This is a genomic window from Chromobacterium haemolyticum, from assembly GCF_009936155.1.
GTDB lineage: Bacteria > Pseudomonadota > Gammaproteobacteria > Burkholderiales > Chromobacteriaceae > Chromobacterium > Chromobacterium haemolyticum.
This window is the reverse complement of the sequence record NZ_AP019312.1, coordinates 3,527,981-3,548,539: the sequence shown is the minus strand read 5'-3', so window position 1 is coordinate 3,548,539 and position 20,559 is coordinate 3,527,981. Positions and strand designations below refer to the sequence as shown.

General features: G+C 65.7%; 18 protein-coding genes. 12 read left to right on the top strand and 6 right to left on the bottom strand.

The window, feature by feature from the left end:
- Positions 1 to 245 precede the first annotated feature (245 nt).
- The 6 genes from GYH29_RS16270 to GYH29_RS16245 form a co-directional block, all read right to left on the bottom strand.
- Positions 246 to 779 (bottom strand): DUF5610 domain-containing protein, encoded by a 534-nt coding sequence (locus tag GYH29_RS16270; RefSeq protein ID WP_161524137.1) that lies wholly within the window; start codon positions 777 to 779, stop codon positions 246 to 248.
- A gap of 179 nt (positions 780 to 958) precedes the next feature.
- Complete coding sequence (locus GYH29_RS16265) at positions 959 to 1,585, bottom strand: DUF5610 domain-containing protein (RefSeq protein WP_081557137.1); 627 nt, start codon at positions 1,583 to 1,585, stop codon at positions 959 to 961.
- A 216-nt stretch (positions 1,586 to 1,801) separates the two neighbouring features.
- Positions 1,802 to 2,878, bottom strand: a complete 1,077-nt coding sequence (glpQ, locus tag GYH29_RS16260) for a glycerophosphodiester phosphodiesterase (protein WP_161524136.1) — start codon at positions 2,876 to 2,878, stop codon at positions 1,802 to 1,804.
- Positions 2,879 to 3,148: 270 nt separating this feature from the next.
- Positions 3,149 to 4,165 (bottom strand): Gfo/Idh/MocA family oxidoreductase, encoded by a 1,017-nt coding sequence (locus GYH29_RS16255; protein WP_161524135.1) that lies wholly within the window; start codon positions 4,163 to 4,165, stop codon positions 3,149 to 3,151.
- 20 nt (positions 4,166 to 4,185) lie between these two features.
- Positions 4,186 to 5,181 (bottom strand): inositol 2-dehydrogenase, encoded by a 996-nt coding sequence (gene iolG, locus GYH29_RS16250; RefSeq protein WP_019101474.1) that lies wholly within the window; start codon positions 5,179 to 5,181, stop codon positions 4,186 to 4,188.
- On the bottom strand, positions 5,174 to 6,040 hold the full coding sequence (locus GYH29_RS16245; RefSeq protein WP_161524134.1) for a MurR/RpiR family transcriptional regulator: 867 nt from the start codon (positions 6,038 to 6,040) through the stop codon (positions 5,174 to 5,176). Before GYH29_RS16245 ends, iolG begins: the two co-directional genes overlap by 8 nt.
- A gap of 204 nt (positions 6,041 to 6,244) precedes the next feature.
- Between GYH29_RS16245 and GYH29_RS16240 the strand changes: the two genes are divergently transcribed.
- The 12 genes from GYH29_RS16240 (at position 6,245) to GYH29_RS16185 (ending at position 20,547) form a co-directional block, all read left to right on the top strand.
- The gene (locus GYH29_RS16240) at positions 6,245 to 7,288 is read left to right on the top strand and encodes a sugar ABC transporter substrate-binding protein (protein ID WP_161524133.1); all 1,044 of its coding nucleotides are present in this window, start codon (positions 6,245 to 6,247) and stop codon (positions 7,286 to 7,288) included.
- A gap of 63 nt (positions 7,289 to 7,351) precedes the next feature.
- The gene (locus GYH29_RS16235; protein ID WP_081575960.1) at positions 7,352 to 8,497 is read left to right on the top strand and encodes an ABC transporter permease; all 1,146 of its coding nucleotides are present in this window, start codon (positions 7,352 to 7,354) and stop codon (positions 8,495 to 8,497) included.
- A gap of 62 nt (positions 8,498 to 8,559) precedes the next feature.
- The gene (locus tag GYH29_RS16230) at positions 8,560 to 9,024 is read left to right on the top strand and encodes a hypothetical protein (RefSeq protein ID WP_141113266.1); all 465 of its coding nucleotides are present in this window, start codon (positions 8,560 to 8,562) and stop codon (positions 9,022 to 9,024) included.
- A complete protein-coding gene (locus GYH29_RS16225; RefSeq protein WP_019101469.1) occupies positions 9,011 to 9,805 on the top strand; it encodes an ATP-binding cassette domain-containing protein in 795 nt (264 codons plus the stop codon). Before GYH29_RS16230 ends, GYH29_RS16225 begins: the two co-directional genes overlap by 14 nt.
- Positions 9,806 to 9,819: 14 nt before the next feature.
- Positions 9,820 to 11,778, top strand: coding sequence for a bifunctional 5-dehydro-2-deoxygluconokinase/5-dehydro-2-deoxyphosphogluconate aldolase (locus GYH29_RS16220; RefSeq protein ID WP_161524132.1), 1,959 nt, complete (start codon positions 9,820 to 9,822; stop codon positions 11,776 to 11,778).
- Positions 11,775 to 13,631 carry a 3D-(3,5/4)-trihydroxycyclohexane-1,2-dione acylhydrolase (decyclizing) gene (iolD, locus tag GYH29_RS16215; RefSeq protein WP_161524131.1) on the top strand — a complete coding sequence of 619 codons (1,857 nt, stop codon included), beginning with the start codon at positions 11,775 to 11,777 and terminating at the stop codon, positions 13,629 to 13,631. The genes GYH29_RS16220 and iolD overlap by 4 nt, the downstream gene beginning before the upstream one ends.
- Positions 13,632 to 13,645: 14 nt before the next feature.
- Positions 13,646 to 14,566 carry a myo-inosose-2 dehydratase gene (iolE, locus tag GYH29_RS16210; protein WP_118268114.1) on the top strand — a complete coding sequence of 307 codons (921 nt, stop codon included), beginning with the start codon at positions 13,646 to 13,648 and terminating at the stop codon, positions 14,564 to 14,566.
- Positions 14,563 to 15,372, top strand: a complete 810-nt coding sequence (gene iolB / locus GYH29_RS16205) for a 5-deoxy-glucuronate isomerase (RefSeq protein WP_161524130.1) — start codon at positions 14,563 to 14,565, stop codon at positions 15,370 to 15,372. The genes iolE and iolB overlap by 4 nt, the downstream gene beginning before the upstream one ends.
- A 558-nt stretch (positions 15,373 to 15,930) precedes the next feature.
- Entirely contained in the window at positions 15,931 to 16,773 is an 843-nt protein-coding gene (locus GYH29_RS16200; protein WP_043590320.1) for a hypothetical protein, read from the top strand.
- On the top strand, positions 16,770 to 17,834 hold the full coding sequence (locus tag GYH29_RS16195) for a hypothetical protein (protein ID WP_043590318.1): 1,065 nt from the start codon (positions 16,770 to 16,772) through the stop codon (positions 17,832 to 17,834). The genes GYH29_RS16200 and GYH29_RS16195 overlap by 4 nt, the downstream gene beginning before the upstream one ends.
- Positions 17,835 to 18,044: 210 nt before the next feature.
- Positions 18,045 to 19,340 (top strand): aminopeptidase P N-terminal domain-containing protein, encoded by a 1,296-nt coding sequence (locus tag GYH29_RS16190; RefSeq protein ID WP_161524129.1) that lies wholly within the window; start codon positions 18,045 to 18,047, stop codon positions 19,338 to 19,340.
- Between the two features lie 43 nt (positions 19,341 to 19,383).
- On the top strand, positions 19,384 to 20,547 hold the full coding sequence (locus tag GYH29_RS16185) for an FAD-dependent oxidoreductase (RefSeq protein WP_118268111.1): 1,164 nt from the start codon (positions 19,384 to 19,386) through the stop codon (positions 20,545 to 20,547).
- The last annotated feature ends 12 nt before the right edge of the window (positions 20,548 to 20,559 follow it).

Below are 20,559 nucleotides of genomic sequence, written 5' to 3'. Positions count from 1 at the left end.
ATGGGGCAAGAACGCGGCGCGCGGCTGTGCTTGGCAAAGATGGAAGAGGGGAGCTTGGTGTTTGCAGAAGGTGTGGGGCGTGCAGGGGGGAGCAACCCCCTAAGAACCTGTTTACGATCTGCTGCGCTTCGTGAAGCGTTGCATGGTGAGTGCAAGCTCAAAATGCTCATGCACCGTGCGCACACTCCGCTTTTTCAGCCGCTTTCGCCTTGTCTCGCCTTAGCCCGAGAGATCGTAAGCACCTTTTAAGTCTCTTTCTGGACCGGGGGCTGACCGAAATTGATCAGCGCCACCGTCACCTGCTCTTTGGCCGAGACCAGGTCGTGGTAAGCGACATGAAGCATATTCATGCTTTCCAGCACCTGATGAGTTTCATTGAAGCCGCACTCCAGGCTTTGCCGCGCGACGGCCAGGAAGATGAACAGCTGTTGCATCGGCGATTGTTTGGGGTGTTGCTGCCGGTAGAGGGCGAACAGCTGGTAGAAGTCGCGCATGATCCGTTCCGCCGCGTAGCAGGGGTTGTGTTCCAGCCCCAGGCCGGTCAGCAGGTCCTTGCCCATTAGCGGCAGGTCCAGCGCGCAGCTGAGCGGGTCCATTACCGCGTGGTGGAATAAGTCCAGAAATTGCTTGTCGGCGGAAAAACGGCTGTCGGCGACGGGATTGGCCGAGGCGGGGGCGGGCTCGCGCTGGCGGCCTTGCTTTCCGCCATGCTCCTGTTGCGAGAGCGAGTGTCCGGCGGAACGGCCGGCCTGGGTCAGGGTAACAGGCAGGATGGGCATGACGGTCTCCTTGCGAGCATGCCGCCGGTCTGGCTGGCGGCGTTCGGCCGGAAACGCAGTCTGGGTCTGATTCGTTTCCCCGGCCATGCCTTATTTTCGGCAGGGCCGGCGGAAACTTTATTTTTAATTTAACAATATACGAAGTTTAAACAAACTATTGATTAAGACGCCGCTATCCATCAGCCGGCGTTGGAGTCGCTCTGTTGCTGGGGCTTCATGCTGGCGACGAAATCGTCGAAGCCTTTATTGACCAGATCGCGGGTTTTCTTGACCTCGTCGGCGATATTGCCGTTGAACACCTTGAGGCCGTTGAGGACGTCCACGGCCTCGGCATAGCCTTTTTCGAAACCGCCGCGCACGATGTCGACGAAATTCTTGGCCTGCTCTTCCTGGCTCAGCTCCGGATGCTGCTTGGCGTAGGTGCTGAAGAAGCTGAGCGCGCCGGACAAGATGCGCTGGGACGTGCCTTCCGGCGAATTGTCCTCGCTCAACTTCTGCTGCAGGATGTTGGGCGTTTGCTGAGCGCCCTGGGCGCTTTGCGTGTTGTCGGCCCCGCCGCTGCCGCCGGCGGCGTTCAGTTGATCGGAGAGGATCTGATTGATGCTGTCGATCGCGGTGCGGTAGAGCAGGGACAGCGATTTGCCGTCGGTGTTGGTGGAAACGTCCAGATTGGCCACCAGTTGCGCGTTCAATTGATTGCGCGCGGTAGCGGAGCTGCTGCCTGTTGGCGCTGTGGCGGCGCTTTGGCCGCTTTGTTTCAGCGGCAGGTCGGCCCCGCTCTGGCCGTTCAAGGGATTAATGGACATGTTGCGCTCCTAAGCGATAAAGGGCGTGTAGGCACGGAAGCCATGCAGGCTTGTTGTTTGTCGCGCCAATGGGCGCAACGATGCGGAGGGATGCCAGTCCCTCAGTATGGCCATATTTTCGGCGCGGTCGGCGGAAACTTGAGGCTTATTTCGGTGTGTGCGATCAGCGGATTCTGGTTTTGAAAGCCGGCGGCCGCCGGCTTCCGGAGCCGCCGCTTAACGATGCTGTTTTTGACGGCGCAGGAAATTGACCGCCAGGTCCGGGAAGTCGCTGAAGGCGCCGTCCACCTGGGCGCGGTTGTACACCGCGTCCAGCAACTGGTCCATATTCTTGGCGTAGGCCGGCAGCGCGTCCTTGCGCAGGGTGTAGGGGTGGATCGCCAGGCCGTTGGCGTGTGCGGCGCGGCTCATGCCGGTGAGCTTGATCTTGCCCGGCGTCGAGGCCTTGTCTATCAGCATCGGGTATTGCGGGCCGATGCCGTCGGCGTACTTGGCGATTTCCTTCATGCCTTCCGGACGGAACATCCAGTCATAGCTGTAGTTCACCCACTGGCCGGCGGCGTTCTGCTCGAAGGTTTCCTGCCAGTCGGTATAGGCGATCAGCTGCACCAGCTTGAGGTCCATGCCGGCCTTGGGCATCAACACGGTCTTGATGCGCTTGAGTTCATTGAAGTCGAAGCACTGTAGATAGACCTTGTCGTTCTTGCCGGTGTAGCCGTAGCGCTTCAGCACTTCCAGCGCCTTCACTGTGATGTCCTTGCCTTCCTGGCGGTGGAACCACGGCGCCTTGATCTCCGGGTACAGGCCGATGTCGCGGCCGGTGGAGTGGTTCAGGCCCTGGATGAATTCGATTTCCTCTTCAAAAGTGTGGATGCGGAAATCGGACTTGCCCATCGGGAAGCGGCCGGGGTAGGTCTGTCGCTTGACGCCCTTGTCGATGTCGAAGCCTTCGGTGAAGCGCAGCGATTTGATCTCGGCCAGGGTGAAGTCGATCGCGTAATAGCGGCCGTCCTTGCGCGCGCGCTCGGGAAAGCGTTCGGCCACGTCGGTGACGCGGTCCAGGTAATGATCGTGCAGCACGATCAGCCTGTCGTCCTTGGTCATTACCAGGTCTTGCTCCAGATAATCCGCCCCTTGGGCGTAGGCCAGCGCCTTGGACGGCAGCGTGTGTTCCGGCAGGTAGCCGCTGGCTCCGCGGTGGGCGATGACGATTTTGTCGGCGGCCTGGGCGGACGCGGCCAGGCCGATGGCCAGCGCGACGGCGGCGAGCAGGGGTTTGCAAGCGAATGACATGGATTCTCCTTTATATATAAGTTCGCAACGGACGTTGGCGCGACGCCATGATGGGATGCTCGGATGTCGGCGTGATGAAATCCGGTCAGTCCATCGGCATCGCCATGGTTTTGTTTTGATGAAAAGGAGTAGGACGATAGGGTATCGCCGCGCCGGCGACAAGCCCCTCCGGCGCGGTAGTTTTGAAGATGTTCACGCCCTTGCGGCGACCGCGAGGCAAGCGGTTTTTAACGCCGTATCGCTGAAGCGCAGCAGACCTTGAGCAGGTTCTTACAACTCCACCGCCTGCCGGGTCCTCAAGGCCTCGGTAATGGCCAGGCCGATGCGGGTGGCTTCGCGGGCGTCGGCCAGGCTCAGGGCCAGCGGCTGGTCCAGGCGCGCGGCATCGACGAAATGCTGCAACTCCAGCGCGAAGGCTTCAGCGAAACGCTGATAAAAGTCCGTTACGCACTCGTTGCGCACGCCGTGGCGGTCGCTGATCTCCACGCGGTTGGCGCGCGGGTTGGCGCCCACGCTCAGCCGGCCCTGGGTGGCGAAGATCTCGGTCAGCGTCTCGTGGCCGTGCGCCTGAGTGCGCGAGGCGTAGAAGCAAGCCAGCTTGCCGCCCTCGAACTCGCACATCGCCACGCCGTTGTCCACATCGCCGTATTGCGCCAACGCGCCGTGCACCGCGTTGACGCCGCTAGCCCACACCCGCAGCGGGCGCGGCGCGCCCAGCAGCCAGCGCGCCAGGTCGATGTCGTGGATGCTGCAATCCATGAAAATGCCGCCGCTGCTGGGCGCGAACTGCACGAAGAAGCCGCTGTCGTCGTTGAGGTCGCAAGTCTGCGAGCGAACCAGATAGGGCTGGCCCACCAGGCTTTGCGCCAGTTTGGCGGCGGCGTCCTGGTAACTGGGGTCGAAACGGCGGACGAACCCCACCATGGCCTTGAGTTCCGGGTGGCGGGCGGCGGCGCGCTCCACCCGCAGGCAATCGTCCAGGTTCAGCGCCAGCGGTTTTTCGCAGAACACATGTTTGCCGGCGTCCAGGCAGGCGATGATCTGCTCGGCGTGGAGGGCGGTGGGCGTGGCCAGCAGCACCGCGTCCAGTTCCGGTTCGGCCAGCAGGCCTTCCAGCGCGGCGTGGCCGGCGGCGTCGGGCAGCTCCCGCCGCGCCCAGTCCAGTTCCTCTCGCAGCGGCGAGCAGACGCCGATCACGCGCGCGCCGGCGATGCGGTCGCGCAGATTGAGCGCGTGGCGGCGGCCCAGCCGGCCCAGGCCGGCGACGCCGAGGTTCAATGTAGACATGACAAGCCCCCCCGGTTGAGTTAGACCTGATCCAGTTCGACAACCCGGCCCAGCCGCCAGGAGCGGGTGGCGGCGTCGGCCAGCTCCAGCGCGCGCACGCCGTCTTCCACCGTGGTGCGCGGCGCGGCGCCGTCGCGGATCACCTCCAGGAAGTGAGCCATCTCGGCGGCGTAGGCTTGGCGGTAGCGTTCCAGAAAGAAGGGCTCGGGCAGGTCTGCGGCCACGGCGCGCTCGCCGTAGGCGGTGACCTCGGTGGGGCGGTGGTTGCCGGCTTGCAGCATGCCGCGGCTGCCCAGCACTTCGAAGCGCTGGTCGTAGCCGTAGGCGGCGCGGCGGCTGGTGTTGATCTGGCACAGCCGGCCCTGGCGGGTGCGCAGCGTCACCGCCGTGCTGTCGGCGTCGCCGGCGGCGGCGATGGCCGGGTCGCTCAGCGCGCTGGCGCTGGCGTGCACGCTGACGACTTCGTCGTCCAGGATCCAGCGGCAGATGTCGAAGTCGTGGATCAGCATGTCCTTGAAGATGCCGCCGGAGCGGCGGATATAGTCCAGCGGCGGCGCGCCGGGGTCTCGGCTGGTGACGATGAGCATTTCCGGCGCGCCGATCTCGCCGGCGGCGAGCCGGGCCTTGAGCGTCGCGAACGTGGGGTCGTAGCGGCGCTGGAAGCCGATCAGGCAGGGCACGCCGGCCGTCGCCACCGCCCGCGCGCACTGGCGCGCGCGTTCCAGTTCCAGGTCCACCGGTTTTTCGCAGAAGATGGCCTTGCCGCGCGCGGCGGCGGCCAGGATCAGTTCGGCGTGGGTGTCGGTGCTGGAGGCGATGACCACGGCGCGCACTGCCGGATCGTCCAGCGCCTGTTCCGCGGAGCAGGCCTCGGCGCCATGGACGGCGGCCAGTTCCCGCGCCGCCGGCGCATGGCTGTCCACCACGTATTTGAGCCGCATGTCCGGCAGGCGGGCGAGGTTGGCGGCGTGGATCTTGCCGATGCGGCCGGCCCCAAACAGCGCTGTGTCAATCATCGTATCCTCCAGTCTCCTTGGTTTCTTCTATGTTCAGCTCCAGCCGGCAGGCCAGCGCGATGAACAGCGCCTGGCACAGACAGATGGTGCTGGTCAGCGAACGGAAGGCGAAGGCGGAGCCTTCCCGGACCGTCAATACCGCGTCGGCCCCGCGCGCCAGCGGGCTGAGTTGGCTGTCGGTGATCACCAACTGCTTGGCCTTGTGCTGCGCCGCCACCCGCGCGCAATAGCGGCTTTCCTTGCCGTAGGGCTGGAAGCTGATGGCGATCAGCACGTCTTTTTCTCCAATGCTGCGGATCTGCTGCGGAAACATGCCGCCCAGGCCGGATAGCAAATGCACTTTTTTGGCGGTGTGCTGCAAGGCGTAGGCGATGTAGGAGGCGATGGGAAACATGCGCCGCACCCCTGCCACGTAGATGTTGTCGGCGTTCAATAGCAGCTCCACCGCTGCTTCCAGCTGCGCCTCGTCCAGCGAGGCGTCCAGCTCTTGCAGCCCTTGTTGGCAGGCGGCGATGAAGTCGCGGGTCATGCCGCCGGCGGAGCGTTGCTCATCCCGGTTGGCGATCAGGCTCTGGATGCGCTGCCGGTAATTGGGTTGCGGCGCGCCCTGTGGCGTAAATGCGTCACGAAACAGCGCCTGCATGTCGGAAAAGCCGGCGAAGCCGAAGCGCTGGGCGAAGCGGACGATGGCGGAGGGCTGCACCTCGCAAGCCTGAGCGATGTCGGTAATGCGTTGCAGCATCAGCGTGCCCCGATGCTGCTCCACGTAAGCGGCAATTACTTTCAACTGCTTGCTCAGCGTGTCGTATTCGGCTGCGATGCGCTGCATCAATTCCTCCGCGGGGACGGTATTGGCCATGAGCGGGCTTTCCTAAGGTTTTGGCCAGTATACGTTTTGTCCTTGTGTTCGAAAATAATTTTCTATTGAAAAACAATTTTGGAAAATTATTTGCAGAGTAGAGCGAAAGCTCTTAAGGTGATTTCACGCCCGGCGCCGACTGCGGCCGCGGCCGACACCATAGCGGGCTCCACGATGGGCCGGCGGAGAATAAGGAGGAGAGAGATGCAGCAGCGATCCTGGACTTGCAAGTGGAAGCGGGCTCTGCCCGCGGCGGCGCTGGCGCTTTGCGCGCTGGCTCAAGCCGCGCAGGCGGCCGACGCCCGCCTGGTACTGATCAGCCACGCGCCGGATTCCGACGCCTGGTGGAACACCATCAAGAACGCCATCAAGCAGGCCGGCGAGGATTTCAACGTGCAGGTGGATTACCGCAACCCGCCCAACGGCGACCTGGCCGACATGGCGCGGCTGATCGAGCAGGCGGCGGTGCGGCGTTACGACGGCGTGATCGCCAGCATCGCCGATTACGATGTGCTGAAGCGGCCGCTGGGCCAGGTGGTGGCCAAGAAAATCCCGCTGATTACCATCAATTCCGGCACCGTAAAGCAAAGCGAAAGCCTGCGCGCGGCCCTGCATGTCGGCCAGCCGGAATACGACGCCGGCTTCGATTCCGGCAAGCAGGCCAAGGCCGCGGGCATCAAGACCTTTCTCTGTGTCAACCACTACGCCACCAACCCGGCCTCTTTCGAGCGCTGCAAGGGCTTCGCCGACGCCATCGGCGCCGATGTGCGCAAATCCACCCTGGACGCCGGCGACGACCCAACCGGCATCGAGAGCAAGGTCAGCGCCTATCTGCGCAACAACCCCGGCACCCAAGCGTTGCTGACGCTGGGGCCGACCTCGGCCAGCCCCGCGATCAAGGCGGTGAAGAAGATGGGCCTGGCCGGCAAGCTTTACTTCGCCACCTTCGACCTGTCCGAGGACATCTCCAAGGCGATCAAGGACGGCACCATCAAGTTCGCCATCGACCAGCAGCCCTATCTGCAGGGCTATATCCCGGTAGCGGCCTTGGCCATCATGAAACGCGACAAGACCACGGACCCGGCCAAGGTGGAAGCCGCGCTCAAGGCCAGCCCCAAGTTCCAGGCCAGGCTGAAGGAGTACGGGCTGGCGCCCCTCTACAAGGGCCGCCACATCAACTCCGGCCCCGGCTTCGTCACCAAGGACAATATCGCCAAGGTGGAGAAGTACGCCGGGCAGTACCGCTAGCCGCCGTTTTCCGATGGATCTGACGCCCGGCGCCGCGACGGTTCCGAGGCGGGGAGCATAGCAATGAGCATGAGCAAGGCCAGCCCGGGCAAGGCCGCGGGCATCCGTATGGCGCCGCCCGGCGACGATGAAAGAGTGCGGCGGCTGTCGCTGTTCGACCGGCTGATGGGCCGGCCGGAATTCGCCGCCGTCGCAGGCGCGGTGCTGGTGTTCGTGGTGTTCGGCGTGAGCGCAGGCGGTTCCGGCATGTTCGCGGTGGACGGCATCGTCAACTGGTCGCAGGTGGCGGCCTATCTCGGCATCATCGCCATCGGCGCCTGCCTGCTGATGATAGCCGGCGAGTTCGATCTGAGCCTGGGCTCGATGATAGGCTTCGCCGGCATGATGGTGGCGATTCCGCCGCTGTACTTCGGCTGGCCGTTCTGGCTGGCCATCCTGTTCGCCTTCGCCGGCTCGCTGGCGGTGGGCTGGCTCAACGGCTATCTGGTGCTCAAGACCCGGTTGCCGTCCTTCATCGTCACCCTGGCGTTTCTCTTCATCCTGCGCGGCCTGACGCTGGCGCTGTCCATCCTGTTCGCCAACCGCACCATCGTCAGCGGTGTGGGCGATCTGGCGGCGGCGGACCCGCTGGCGCAATGGCTGTTCGTCGGCCATGTCGGCGCCGGCCTGTTCCACTGGCTGGCCGGCATCGGCGCCATCGCCTCCCTGCCGGACGGCGGCGCGGCGGCGGCCGGCGTGCCCAAGGTGCTGCTGTGGTGGCTGGCGTTGGCGGGGATTGCGGCCTTTGTGCTGGCGCGCACCCGGATCGGCAACTGGATCTTCGCCGCCGGCGGCGACGCCAACGCGGCCAAGAACGTGGGGGTGCCGGTCAAGCAGGTGAAGATAGGCCTGTTCATGTTCACCGCCTTTTGCGCCTGCTTGTTCGCGGTGCTGCAAGTGTGCGACGTGGGCTCCGCCGCCGCCGACCGCGGCCTGCAAAAGGAGTTCGAGGCCATCATCGCCGCGGTGATAGGCGGCTGTCTGCTCACCGGCGGCTACGGCTCGGTGGTGGGCGCCTGCGTCGGCGCGCTGATCTTCGGCGTGGTGCAGATCGGCATTACCTACACCAATATCAACTCCGACTGGTTCCGCGTCTTCCTCGGCCTGATGCTGCTGATGGCGGTGTTGTTCAATCACTATGTCAGACGCCGCGTGACGGAGGCCAAATGAGAGCCGGCCCTCGATCCGCTGCGCGTCATCGATACGGCGTTGGAAACAGCTTCGAAATGCTCATGTACCAACCGTACATTCCGCTTTCTCAGCCGTTTTCGCCTTGTCTCGCTCTAGCTCGCGAGCTCGTGAGCCGGCTCTGGGTCACAACCGGCAAAATCCCTGCGGCCGCGTTGCGCCTCCTTGCCGTACTCAATGTACTGTCTGCGTCGGCGCGCCTTGCCGCAGCCGCTGCGCTGAATTTTTCCGATCGTGACGGACCGAGGTCGAGCCGGCAAAACGATGTGGCGGCCTTGCGCCTCCTTGCCGTACTCAATGTACTGTCCGCGTCGGCGCGCCTTGCCGCAGCCGCTGCGCTGAATCTTTCCGGTCGTGACGGACGGAGGTCGAGCCGGCAAAACGATGCGGCCGCGTTGCGCCTCCTTGCTGTACTCAATGTACTGTCCGCGTCGGCGCACCTTGCCGCGGCCGCAGCCCCGAACAACCCTGGCCAGCGGCCGCAAGGAGTCGAATATGAAATCGCGTGACGACTACATCCTGGAGCTGGATCAGGTCAGCAAGACCTTCGGCTCGGTGATCGCCTTGCAGAAGGTGGACCTGCAACTGCGCCGCGGCGAGGTGCATTGCCTGCTGGGCGACAACGGCGCCGGCAAGTCCACGCTGATCAAGACCCTGGCCGGCGTGCACCGGCCCAGCGGCGGCGAATACCGGGTGGACGGACAGCCGGTGCGCTTCGAATCGCCGCGCCAGGCGCTGGATTTGGGCATCGCCACCGTCTACCAGGATCTGGCCCTGGTGCCGCTGATGTCGGTGGCGCGCAATTTCTTCCTGGGGCGGGAGCCGATGAAGAAATGGCTGGGCCTGCTGCCGGTGCTGGACCTGGAACTGGCCGGCGAGGTGGCGAGCGACAAGCTGGCGGAAATGGGCATCCACATCCGCGACCCGCACCAGGCGATAGGCACGCTGTCCGGCGGCGAGAAGCAATGCCTGGCCATCGCCCGCGCCATCCACTTTGGCGCGCGGGTGCTGATCCTGGACGAGCCCACCGCCGCGCTGGGCGTCAAACAGAGCGTCAATGTGCTCAAGCTGATTTCCAAGGCGCGCGAGAAGGGCATCTCGGTGATCTTCATCACCCACAACGTCAACCACGCTTATCCGATAGGCGACCGCTTCACCTTGCTCAATCGCGGCCGCTCGTTGGGTACTTACGCCAAGGACTCGGTCAGCAAGGAGGAAGTGCTGGACATGATGGCCGGCGGCGCGGAAATGCAGAAACTGATGGCCGAGCTGGACGGCGTCCATATCTGAAAGGTAGATCTAGCATGCAAAACACCACCCGTTTCGCCAGCGGCCGCGACCGCGACTTGGTCTGCCTGGGCCGGCTGGCGGTGGACCTGTACGCGCAGCAACTGGGCGCGCCGCTGGAAGACGCGGCCAGCTTCGCCAAATACCTGGGCGGCTCCTCCGCCAACATCGCCTTCGGCGCGGCCCGGCTAGGCATGAAGTCGGCGATGCTGTCCCGCGTCGGCGACGAACAGATGGGCCGCTTCCTGCTCAACACCCTGCGCGCCGAAGGCTGCGATGTCAGCCAGGTGAAGGTGGACCCGGAGCGGCTGACCGGCCTGACCCTGCTGGGCATTAAGGACCGCGACACTTTTCCCTTGCTGTTCTACCGCGAAAACTGCGCCGACATGGCGCTCAGCGCCGATGACATTGACGAGGGCTTCATCGCCGGCAGCCGGGCCTTGCTGATCACCGGCACCCATTTGTCACGTCCCGGAGTGGAGGCGGCCAGCCGCCGCGCGCTGCAATACGCGCGCCGCCACGACGCGCGCACGGTGCTGGACATCGACTATCGGCCGGTTCTGTGGGGCCTGGCCGGCCGCGGCGACGGCGAAACCCGCTACATCGCCAGCGCCGAGGTCAGCGCCCATTTGCAGAGCCTGCTCTCCGAGTTCGACCTCATCGTCGGCACTGTGGAGGAGTTCCTGATCGCCGGCGGCGAGGCCGAGCTGATGCCGGCCTTGGCCCGAGTGCGCGCGCTGAGCCAGGCGGTGCTGGTGGTCAAGCTGGGGCCCTTGGGTTGCGCGGTGATTCCCGGCGAAGTGCCGGCGCGCATCGAGGACGCCTTCAGCGTGGCCGGCGCGGAAGTGGACGTGATGAATGTATTGGGCGCCGGCGACGCCTTTCTGGCCGGTTTCCTGTCCGTCTGGCTGCGCAGCGGCGACTACGCCGAATGCTGCCGCCGCGCCAATGCCTGCGGCGCGCTGGTGGTGTCGCGCCACGGCTGCGCGCCGGCGATGCCGACCCCGGCCGAGCTGGAGCGCTTTCTCGCCGCGCCGACGCGGCGGCCGGGCGAGGACGCGGCCCTGAGCCGGCTGCACCGGGTCAGCGCGGCGCGGCCGCGTTGGGACGAGTTGTGCGTGTTCGCCTTCGACCATCGCAGTCAGTTCTTTGAGCTGGCGCGCGCGGCGGGCGCGGACGAGGCGCGGCTGCCGCGTTTGAAACAGCTGCTGGTGCAAGCGGTGGCCGGCGTGGAGCAGCGCTTGGGCCTGCGCGGGCGGGTGGGGGTGCTGATAGACGAGCGCTACGGTGCCGACGCGCTGTACGCCGCCACCGGCCGCGGTTGGTGGGTGGGCCGGCCGGTGGAGCTGCCCGGCTCCAATCCGCTGGTGTTCGAGCAAGGACGCGCGATGGCCGGCGCGCTGGCCGCCTGGCCGCGCGAGCACGTGATCAAATGCCTGGTCCAGTACCACCCTGACGACGAGCTGGACAACCGGCTGGAACAGGAGGCGCAAATCCGCGCGCTCTACGACGCCGCCCAGGCCAGCGGCCATGAACTGCTGCTGGAAATCATCCCGTCCAAGGATCTGCCGCGCGCCGACGACACCGTCTACCGCGCGCTCAAGCGCTTGTACAACCTGGGCATCTATCCGGACTGGTGGAAGCTGGAGCCGCCCGCCGCCGCGCAGTGGCCGGCGCTGGACGCGCTGATCGCCGAGCGCGACCCCTATTGCCGCGGCGTGGTGCTGCTGGGCTTGAACGCGCCCTTGGATGCGCTGCGCCGGGGCTTTGCCGCCGCGCGCGCCAGCCGCAGTTGCCGCGGCTTCATGGTGGGTCGCAGCCTGTTTCAGCGGCCGGCCGAGCGCTGGCTTGCGGGCGAGATCGACGACGCCGGCCTGGTGGCCGAGGCCGGCGCCCGATTCACTGAACTGGTGGCGGTCTGGCGCGAGGAGCGCGGCACGGCCGGCCGCGCGTTCAGCGAGGAGGGCGCGCGATGAGCACGATTCGCTTAACCATGGCCCAGGCGCTGGTGCGCTACCTGGCCGCGCAGCGGGTGGAGCTGGACGGCGAGGAGCTGCCGCTGTTCGCCGGGGTGTGGGCCATCTTCGGCCACGGCAACGTCGCAGGTCTGGGCGAGGCGCTGCAGCAGGCCGGCGACAGCCTGCCCACCTGGCGCGCCCACAATGAGCAGGGCATGGCTCATGCCGCCATCGCCTACGCCAAAGCTCATTTCCGCCGCCGGATGATGGCGGTGACCAGCTCCATCGGCCCCGGCGCCACCAACCTGGTCACCGCCGCGGCGCTGGCCCACGTCAACCGGCTGCCGCTGCTGCTCTTGCCCGGCGACGTGTTCGTGTCGCGCGCGCCGGACCCGGTGCTGCAGCAATTGGAAGCGCCGCAGGACGGCACGCTGTCGGTCAACGACTGCCTACGGCCGGTGTCGCGCTATTTCGACCGCATCGTCCACCCGGCGCAGCTGCTCACGGCGCTGCCGCGCGCGCTGGCGGTGCTGACCGACCCGGCGCAGTGCGGGCCGGCCACGCTGGCGCTGCCGCAGGACGTGCAGACCATGGCTTGGGACTATCCGGCCGATTGGTTCCGGCCGCGGCTATGGCGCATCGCCGCGCCGCCGCCGGAAGCGGATGCGCTGGAGCGGGCTGCGCGGGCGCTGGCCGCCGCGCGGCGGCCGCTGATCGTGGCCGGCGGCGGCGTGCTCTACAGCGCCGGCGGCGCGGCGGCCTTGCGCGCCTTCGCCGAGCGCCACGGCGCGCCGGTGGCCGAAACCCAGGCTGGCAAGAGCGCCTTGCCCTGGGACCACCCGCTGCAACTGGGCGCGATCGGCGTCACCGGCTCGCCGGCCGCCAACCGGCTGGCGGAACAGGCCGATCTGGTGCTGGCCCTGGGCACCCGCTTGCAGGATTTCAGCACCGGCTCCGGGCAGTTGTTTCGTCAGGCGGGGCTGCTCAGCGTCAATGTCAACGCGCTGGACGGGATCAAGGCCGACGCCGTGGCTTTGACCGGCGACGCCGCACTGTGCCTGGACGCGCTCTCGGTGCGGCTGGACTGCTGGCGCGCCGACGCCGGCTGGAGCGCCGAGGCGCGCGCGCTGGCCGAGGACTGGCGCGCGGAGACGGCGCGCGTCACCGGCCAGCGCCAGCCTCGCGGCCTGCCTTACGACGGCGAGGTGATAGGCGCGGTACAGCGCCATCCCGGCTCCGAGCGCGACGACATCGTGGTCTGCGCCGCCGGCACCCTGCCGGCCGAATTGCACAAGCTGTGGCGCGCGGCGACGCCGGGCGGCTACCACCTGGAATACGGCTATTCCTGCATGGGCTATGAAATCGCCGGCGGCCTGGGCGTGAAGATGGCGCGGCCGGAGCGCGAAGTCATCGTGATGGTGGGCGACGGCAGCTATCTGATGATGAACAGCGAATTGGCCACCTCGGTCATGCTGGACCGGAAGCTGATCGTGGTGCTGCTGGACAACCGCGGCTACGGCTGCATCAACCGCTTGCAGCAAGCTTGCGGCGGCGCGCCTTTCAACAATTTGCTGGACGACTGCCGCCAGGGCCGCCACGGCGCGCCGCGAGTGGACTTCGCCGCTCACGCTCGTGCTTTGGGCGCCGAGGCCGAGCACGTGGCCGACATCGCCGGCCTGGAGGCGGCGCTGGTCCGCGCCCGCGCCGCCGAGCGCAGCTATCTGATCGTGATCGACACCGATCCGGCGCGCACCACCGAGGCCGGCGGCTGCTGGTGGGAGGTGGCGGTGCCGGAGGTGTCGGAACGGGCCGAGGTCCGCGCTGCGCGCCAGGCTTACGAAGACCGGCTGCGCCGGCGTCAATACGAATAGCGGGGAACAAGGCAATGCATGCATTCGACGTGAAAATCGGCATCAATCCGATCTCCTGGAGCAATGACGACCTGCCGTCGCTGGGCGGCGAGATCTCGCTGGAGCAGGCACTGGCCGAAGGCGCGGCCATAGGCTACCGCGGCTTCGAACTGGGCAATAAATTTCCGCGCCAGCCGGAAGCGCTGGCGGCGGCGCTGGCGCCGCACGGCCTGCAATGCGTGTCCGGTTGGCATTCCGGCCGGCTGGCCGAGCGCGGCGTGGATGAAGAAGTCGCCGCCGTGGAACCGCATCTGCGGCTGCTGGCCGCCAGCGGCTGCCGGGTGATGGTCTACGGCGAAGTGGCCCAGGCGATACAGGGCCAGCCGAGGCCGCTGAGCCAGCGCCCGCGCTTTGGCTCGGAACGGCAATGGCGCGATTACGGCGAGCGGTTGAACGCCTTCGGCCGCCATCTGCAAAGCCACGGCCTGACGCTGGCCTACCACCACCATATGGGCGCTTACGTCGAAACCCCGGACGATGTGGACGCGTTGATGGCGGTCACCGGCCCGGAAGTGGGCCTGCTGTTCGACAGCGGCCACATCGCTTTCGCCGGCGGCGAACCGTTGGCGGTGCTGCGCCGTCATATTGGCCGCGTGGTTCACGTTCATTGCAAGGACATCCGCCCGCAGGTGGCGCGGCTGGCGCGCAACCGCGGTTGGAGCTTCCTGGAAGCGGTGCTCAACGGCGTGTTCACCGTGCCCGGCGACGGCGTTATCGATTTCGAAGCCTTGCTGCGCATGCTGGCCGAGCACGGCTATCGCGGCTGGCTGGTGGTGGAGGCGGAACAGGACCCGGTGGTGGCGCCCAGCTACCGCTACGCCGAGCTGGGCTTTCGCATTCTGGCCGGCCTGGTGGCCGCCATCCGCGCCGGCGCGTCGGAAAGGAGCTGCGCATGAATCAGCCTGATTTGCGTGTTAGAGCGGCGGCCGGCCGCGTCGCCGCCGACGTGACGCCGGCCTCCGCCGGCTGGCGCCATGTCGGCTTCCGCGCTTTGCGCCTGGCCGACGGCGAAGCCGAGGACTGGTTGCAAGCGGAGCGGGAATGCTGCGTGGTGGTGCTGGCCGGCGTGGTCGACCTCGTCGCCGGCGACCAGCGCTGGCCAGGCGTGGGGGCGCGCGCCGACGTGTTCGACGGGCAAGCGCCATGGGCGGCCTACATCCCCGCCGGTTGCCCGCTGCGCGTCGTCGCCCGCGGGGCGGCCGAAGTAGCGTTGTGCTCGGCGCCGGGCCGCCCGCTCAGCCGTCCGCCGCGGCTGATCCCGCCCCAGGACATGGCGCAGAGCGTGCGCGGGCAGGGCGCCAACACTCGCTACGTCACCGACATCCTGCCGCAGCAGGCCGAGGCGGACAGCCTGCTGGTGGTGGAAGTGCGCACCCCGTCCGGCCATTCATCCAGCTATCCGCCGCACAAGCACGACCGCGACGCGCTGCCGGCGGAGAGCCAACTGGAGGAAACCTATTACCACCGGGTAAGCCCGGCGCAGGGCTTTGTGTTCCAGCGCGTCTACACCGACGAGCGCGACCTGGACCAGTCGCACGCGGTGGAGGACGGCGACGTGGTGCTGGTGCCGCGCGGCTACCACCCGGTGTGCGTGCCGCATGGCTACGAATCCTACTACCTCAACGTGATGGCCGGGCCGCGCCGCGAATGGCGCTTCCACAACGACCCGGCGCATGAGTGGATGCTGTCCGCCGCCACTTGATAGCGTGTTGACGATCTCACACTCGCTCGCGAGATTTTGAACTGCTTCTTGTTGGGTAGGTGTTTGCATGGCGGCGGGGTGCTCCCCGCCGTTTTTTTGGATGACCATGGCGAAAAGCATAAGCGGACAAGGCACCGCCATGGCATGGCGGCGGTCTTGGGTCGCATTGCTCATGACATTTAGGATTAATCCTATATTGCCGCTCTGTCTCTCAGCTTAAGGTGTTCAACTTCTTCGCGTGTTCAGCCGGGGAAGTCGCCATGCCGCCACAATATCGCCATCAGATTACCATTCCCGCTTGCTGGGCGAGTCCATGTGCGCCGGCTGCGTTCAGCTCATTCCCCTTTCCTCGACAATGTGCAGGCCCTCTTTGGCACCGTAGCCACTATCACATTTGGTCCAACCTTTCCCGGTTTCAAGCTCCACAAATTCGCCTGCGGGAAACTGTATGCGGGTATGGGATACAACATCACAGAGCCGGAGCAATTCCAACGCTATTAACAGTCGCTAAGCCAAATCCCAACTCAAGATCGTGTTTGAGCCACAAGGAGAATAAGCATGGAATTCTGGATTACCGGCGAAGGCGTGACCCAGGCCGCCAGCCTGGCCAGCTATACCGCCATCCACTTCCCGCGCCAACTAAGCCGCGTCCGCCTCAAGCGCATTCCGTTTTGGGGCAAGGGCATTACCCATAAGGACGGAGCCATTCGGGAAAAATCCCCCGGCCACTACTGGGTGGAAATCACCCACGACGACCCCAGCATCAAGGAAAGCTATGGCTGGTATCCGGGGGCAAACATCACCGGTATGGAAAGGACAAAGGATAAGCTCAGCGCCATGTGGGATGTTGAAGGATGCATCAATGGTGACTCCAAAGAACGGCGTCAAGCTGATGAGGGAGTTGAAAATCCTAGGGACTTCATGGCTGGTCGAGGTATAGGTCACAAACCCTACCCTTACGACCCCAACCATGGCAACCCGGACGCCCGCAGCATCCAGCCGCTCTACTTGGGATTGACCGACCAACGCTCGGAGGCGGCGGTGATAGACGAAATCCGTGCCTTCGCCGCCGCTTACAAGGATCAATCCGGCGGCCGCTGGAGCTATCGGCTGGACAGCTTTGGCGAAGCCAACTGCCACACCTTCATCTGGCGCATGTTGCACGACTGCCAGTTGATAGACCTGGAATTGCTCAACGCCGACATCGACCCCCACTTCGACAAGCTGCGCGGCCTGGTGCTGAAGGAAAGCGCCAAGGGCGCGGTCTTCGGCGGACCCGGCATCGGTGCGGCCGCCGCCCTCAGCACCGCACGCCGGCTGATCAAGCCTGACTATGTTGACCAACTGGTAGCACACACCACCATGACGCGCGACGAGCTGAAGCGCCGGAACTGGTTATGACGATCTGGCAAAAAGCCTCACTGATCGGCGTTCTGCTGCTCATGTTGCTGCTGCCTATGGCGCTGTTCATCTACCAAGTCCATCACACTCCGCTCGCCCAACAACTATTTAACTGGATATTCCCCATGAGCCTTAACTACACCACCGACCGCAATGGCGTGCGTCTGGCCATCAATACACCCTACTACGTCTATGAAGGACCACGCACCTTCTCCACCAACTATTTCGATGGTGAGATTCTGAGTTTTGAGGCAGCGGAACTAGAAGATGGCGTTGCCCAGATTGCCATCAATCAAAACCAGAAGATCGCCTATCGACAGAGCCGTATTTCAAAGCGAGAACCCTATACCGCCCCCATCGACTACGAGCGCTTCGGCATCAAGGTCAATGGCATCTACTTCTTCGGTCTGGATGCGGATGGCCAGATCAACCGGCTGCTGTCCATAGAACAAGCGCTATTAGAGCCGGCCTACGTCAAGGCCGACATCTTTGTTGCCGAGATCCGCTCAGCTGAAAAAGTCACTAGAACCCGCATAGGACGTGCCCAGATGAATTACTGGGAATCCAGTGGTTCACTCAAGGAGATCAAGGGCTTCCGGGTTTGGGCAACGGGCCGCAAACGCGCTTGGTTTTCCACCTTTACTGAGCAAGGAGAAGGAAACACTATTCACACCATTGACTATCAGGTCCAAACCGAACCCTTCACCGCCGACATCCCCATTAAAGTCCTCGGTATCAAGAATGATGGCCGCTATCTGCTCAGCGTCCTCCCCGACAACAGCGCCGGCTTCCCTCGCCCGGAACTGGATGCGCTAGAAGACAAGCGTCACATCGAACTCTGGGTAAAAGATGGCCAGGCCTATCGTGCAACGTTGACCACCTATGTTGTCACTGGCGAGAAATGGACCTTCTACAACGACAAAGGCGAATTAGAGCGACGTAACGGCTACGACATCGAGAACGGCCGCAAGGTGGAGTGGGCGCAAAAGCTTGACCGAACCATAGGCCAACGCGGCGGTGAATGGGTGCCTCCTAGGCCGCAAGATGAGCAAGAGAATTGAACATCGGGGAATCTTAAGCCGCTCTGCTGTTTGGTTCGAGGCGGAGAAGCGGTTTCGCGGCCCACATACCGCTTTCCAGCGAGCCGCCGGCTTGGAGCGCTGAGTCGGACATGGACCGGGCCTTGAACGCCGGCGGGGCTTGGGTTGGCGCGGGCGGCGGTGTAAACTGCCGCATTTACGACCGCGCCGGTCTCTTGCCTGGATTCCGCCATGCCCACGCCTCATGCCGCCCGCCGCGCCCGCCTGCTGTCCGCCCTGGGCGACGCCGTCGCGGTGCTGCCCACCGCGCCGGAAGCGGTGCGCAACGCCGATAATTTCTATCCCTATCGCCCGGACAGCCATTTCCTGTACCTGACCGGCTTCCCCGAACCGGAAGCGGTGCTGGTCCTGGACGGCCGCAGCGGCAAGTCCATCCTGTTCTGCCGCGACAAGAATCCGGACATGGAAATCTGGGAAGGCTTCCGCCACGGGCCGCAGGCTGCGGCCGAGGCTTTCGGCTTCGACGAGGCTTATCCCGTCGCCGAGCTGGACGCGCGGATGCTGGAGCTGCTGTCCGGCTGCGGCCGGCTGTGCTGGAGCCTGGGCCGCGACGCCAAGTTCGACGCGCGCGTCAACGGCTGGCTGGACAGCCTGCGCCAGCGCGCCTACCACGGCGCGCCCGCGCCCAGCTGCTATGGCGACGTGCACGCGCTGCTGGACGAGATGCGCTTGATCAAGGACGACAGCGAGATTGCGCTGCTGCGCCGCGCCGGCGAGATTTCCGCCGCCGGCCATGTGCAGGCGATGCGCGCCACCCGGCCCGGCCTGCATGAATACCAGATCGAGGCGGAAATCCTGCATGCCTTCGTCAGCCGCGGCGCGCGCCAGCCCTCCTACGAGAGCATCGTCGCCGGCGGCGCCAATGCCTGCACTCTGCATTACTGCGCCAACAACGGCCTGCTGCGCGATGGCGAGATGCTGTTGATCGACGCCGGCTGCGAGCTGGAAGGCTACGCCGGAGACATCACCCGCAGCTTCCCGATCAACGGCCGCTTCAGCGGCCCGCAGCGCGACGTTTACGAAGTGGTGCTGGCGGCGCAGGCGGCGGCCATCGCCGCGTTGGGGCCCAAGGTGCCCTGGAACGCGTCCGGCGACGCCGCGCTGGCGGTGCTGGCCCAGGGCATGCTGGACCTGGGGCTGCTGCGGGGCAGCGTGGACGGGGTGATCGAATCCGGCGCTTACCGTCAGTTCTATATGCACGGCATCGGGCATTTGATCGGCCTGGACGTGCACGATGTGGGCGCGCGCAAGCGCAACGGCCTGTGGCGCGCTTACCAGCCCGGCATGTGCGTGACGGTGGAGCCGGGCTTGTACATCCGCCCGGCGGACGGCGTGCCGGCGGCCTTGCACAATATCGGCGTGCGCATAGAGGACGATGTGCTGATTACCGAGCAGGGCTGCGAGGTCTATACCGGCGGTGTGCCCAAGCAAATTGATCAGATCGAAGCGCTGATGAACGAGAATTGAGTATCCGGAGCCTGTGTCCCGAGGAAACAGGAAGGAAGCAGACATGCAGCAACAGACGAATGAACATGCGGACGTGGTGATCATAGGCGGCGGCCCGGTGGGGGCGCTGGCCGCGCTGCGGCTGGCGCGCGCCGGCCGCGAGGTGACGCTGGTGGAGGCCCGAGGCCGCGACGAGGCGGTGCGCGACGCGCGCGCGCTGGCGCTGTCCTGGCACAGCCGCGAGCTGCTGCGCGAAGCCGGCGCCTGGCCGGAAGATTTGCCGGCGTCCTTGATCGACAGCGTGCACGTGTCGCAGCAAGGCGCTTGCGGCCGCACCCTGTTGCAAGGCGAGGATGTGGGCCTGCCGCACTTGGGCGCGGTGGTGGACTATCCGGCGCTGGTGGCGGCGCTGGGCGGCGCGCTGGAGCGCGCCGGCGTGCGAGTGCTGTGGCGCCACCGGGTGCGGACGGTCAAGAGCCTCAGTCATTACGCGGTGGTGACGGTGACGTCCGACGCCGGCGAGAGCGTGTTGACCTGCCGGCTGGCGGTGATGGCCGAAGGCGGCGCGCTGGCGGAAAGCCTGCCCGGCGTCAAGCGCCTGAGCCACGATTACCGCCAGTGCGCGGTGCTGGCCGAGGTGCGCACCGAATTGCCGCCCAAGGGCGTGGCCTATGAGCGCTTCGCCCACGACGGGCCGCTGGCCCTGCTGCCGCACGGCGACGCTTATATGTTGGTGTGGACCCGCAGCGCCGAGGACGCCGCCCGCCTGCAGGCGGCCGACGACGCCGAGGTGGCCGCCGCCTTGCAGCAGGCCTTCGGCGAACGTCAGGGCCGTATTCTGAGCGTGGGGCCGCGCGCGGCGTTCCCGCTGGCGCTGAAGCAGCTCAACCGCGTGGTCAGCGGCCGGGTGGCGATGATAGGCAACGCCGCGCAGACCATGCATCCGGTGGCGGCTCAGGGCCTGAACCTGGGTCTGCGCGACGCCGCCGGCCTCAGCGCGGCGCTGGCCGGCGCGGCCGACCCCGGTGCCGCCGCCGCGCTGGCGGCCTACGCGGCGGCGCGGCGGGTGGACAGCCACGCGGTGGTGGGCTTCACCCATGGTTTGATCAAATTGTTCGACGGCCACCATCCGGTGGTCAGCGCCATGCGCAGCGTCGGCCTCAGCGCGCTGGACGCGCTGCCGCCGCTGCGGCGCAAGTTCGCCAGCCATCTGGTGTTCGGCGTTTGACGGGGGAGCGAG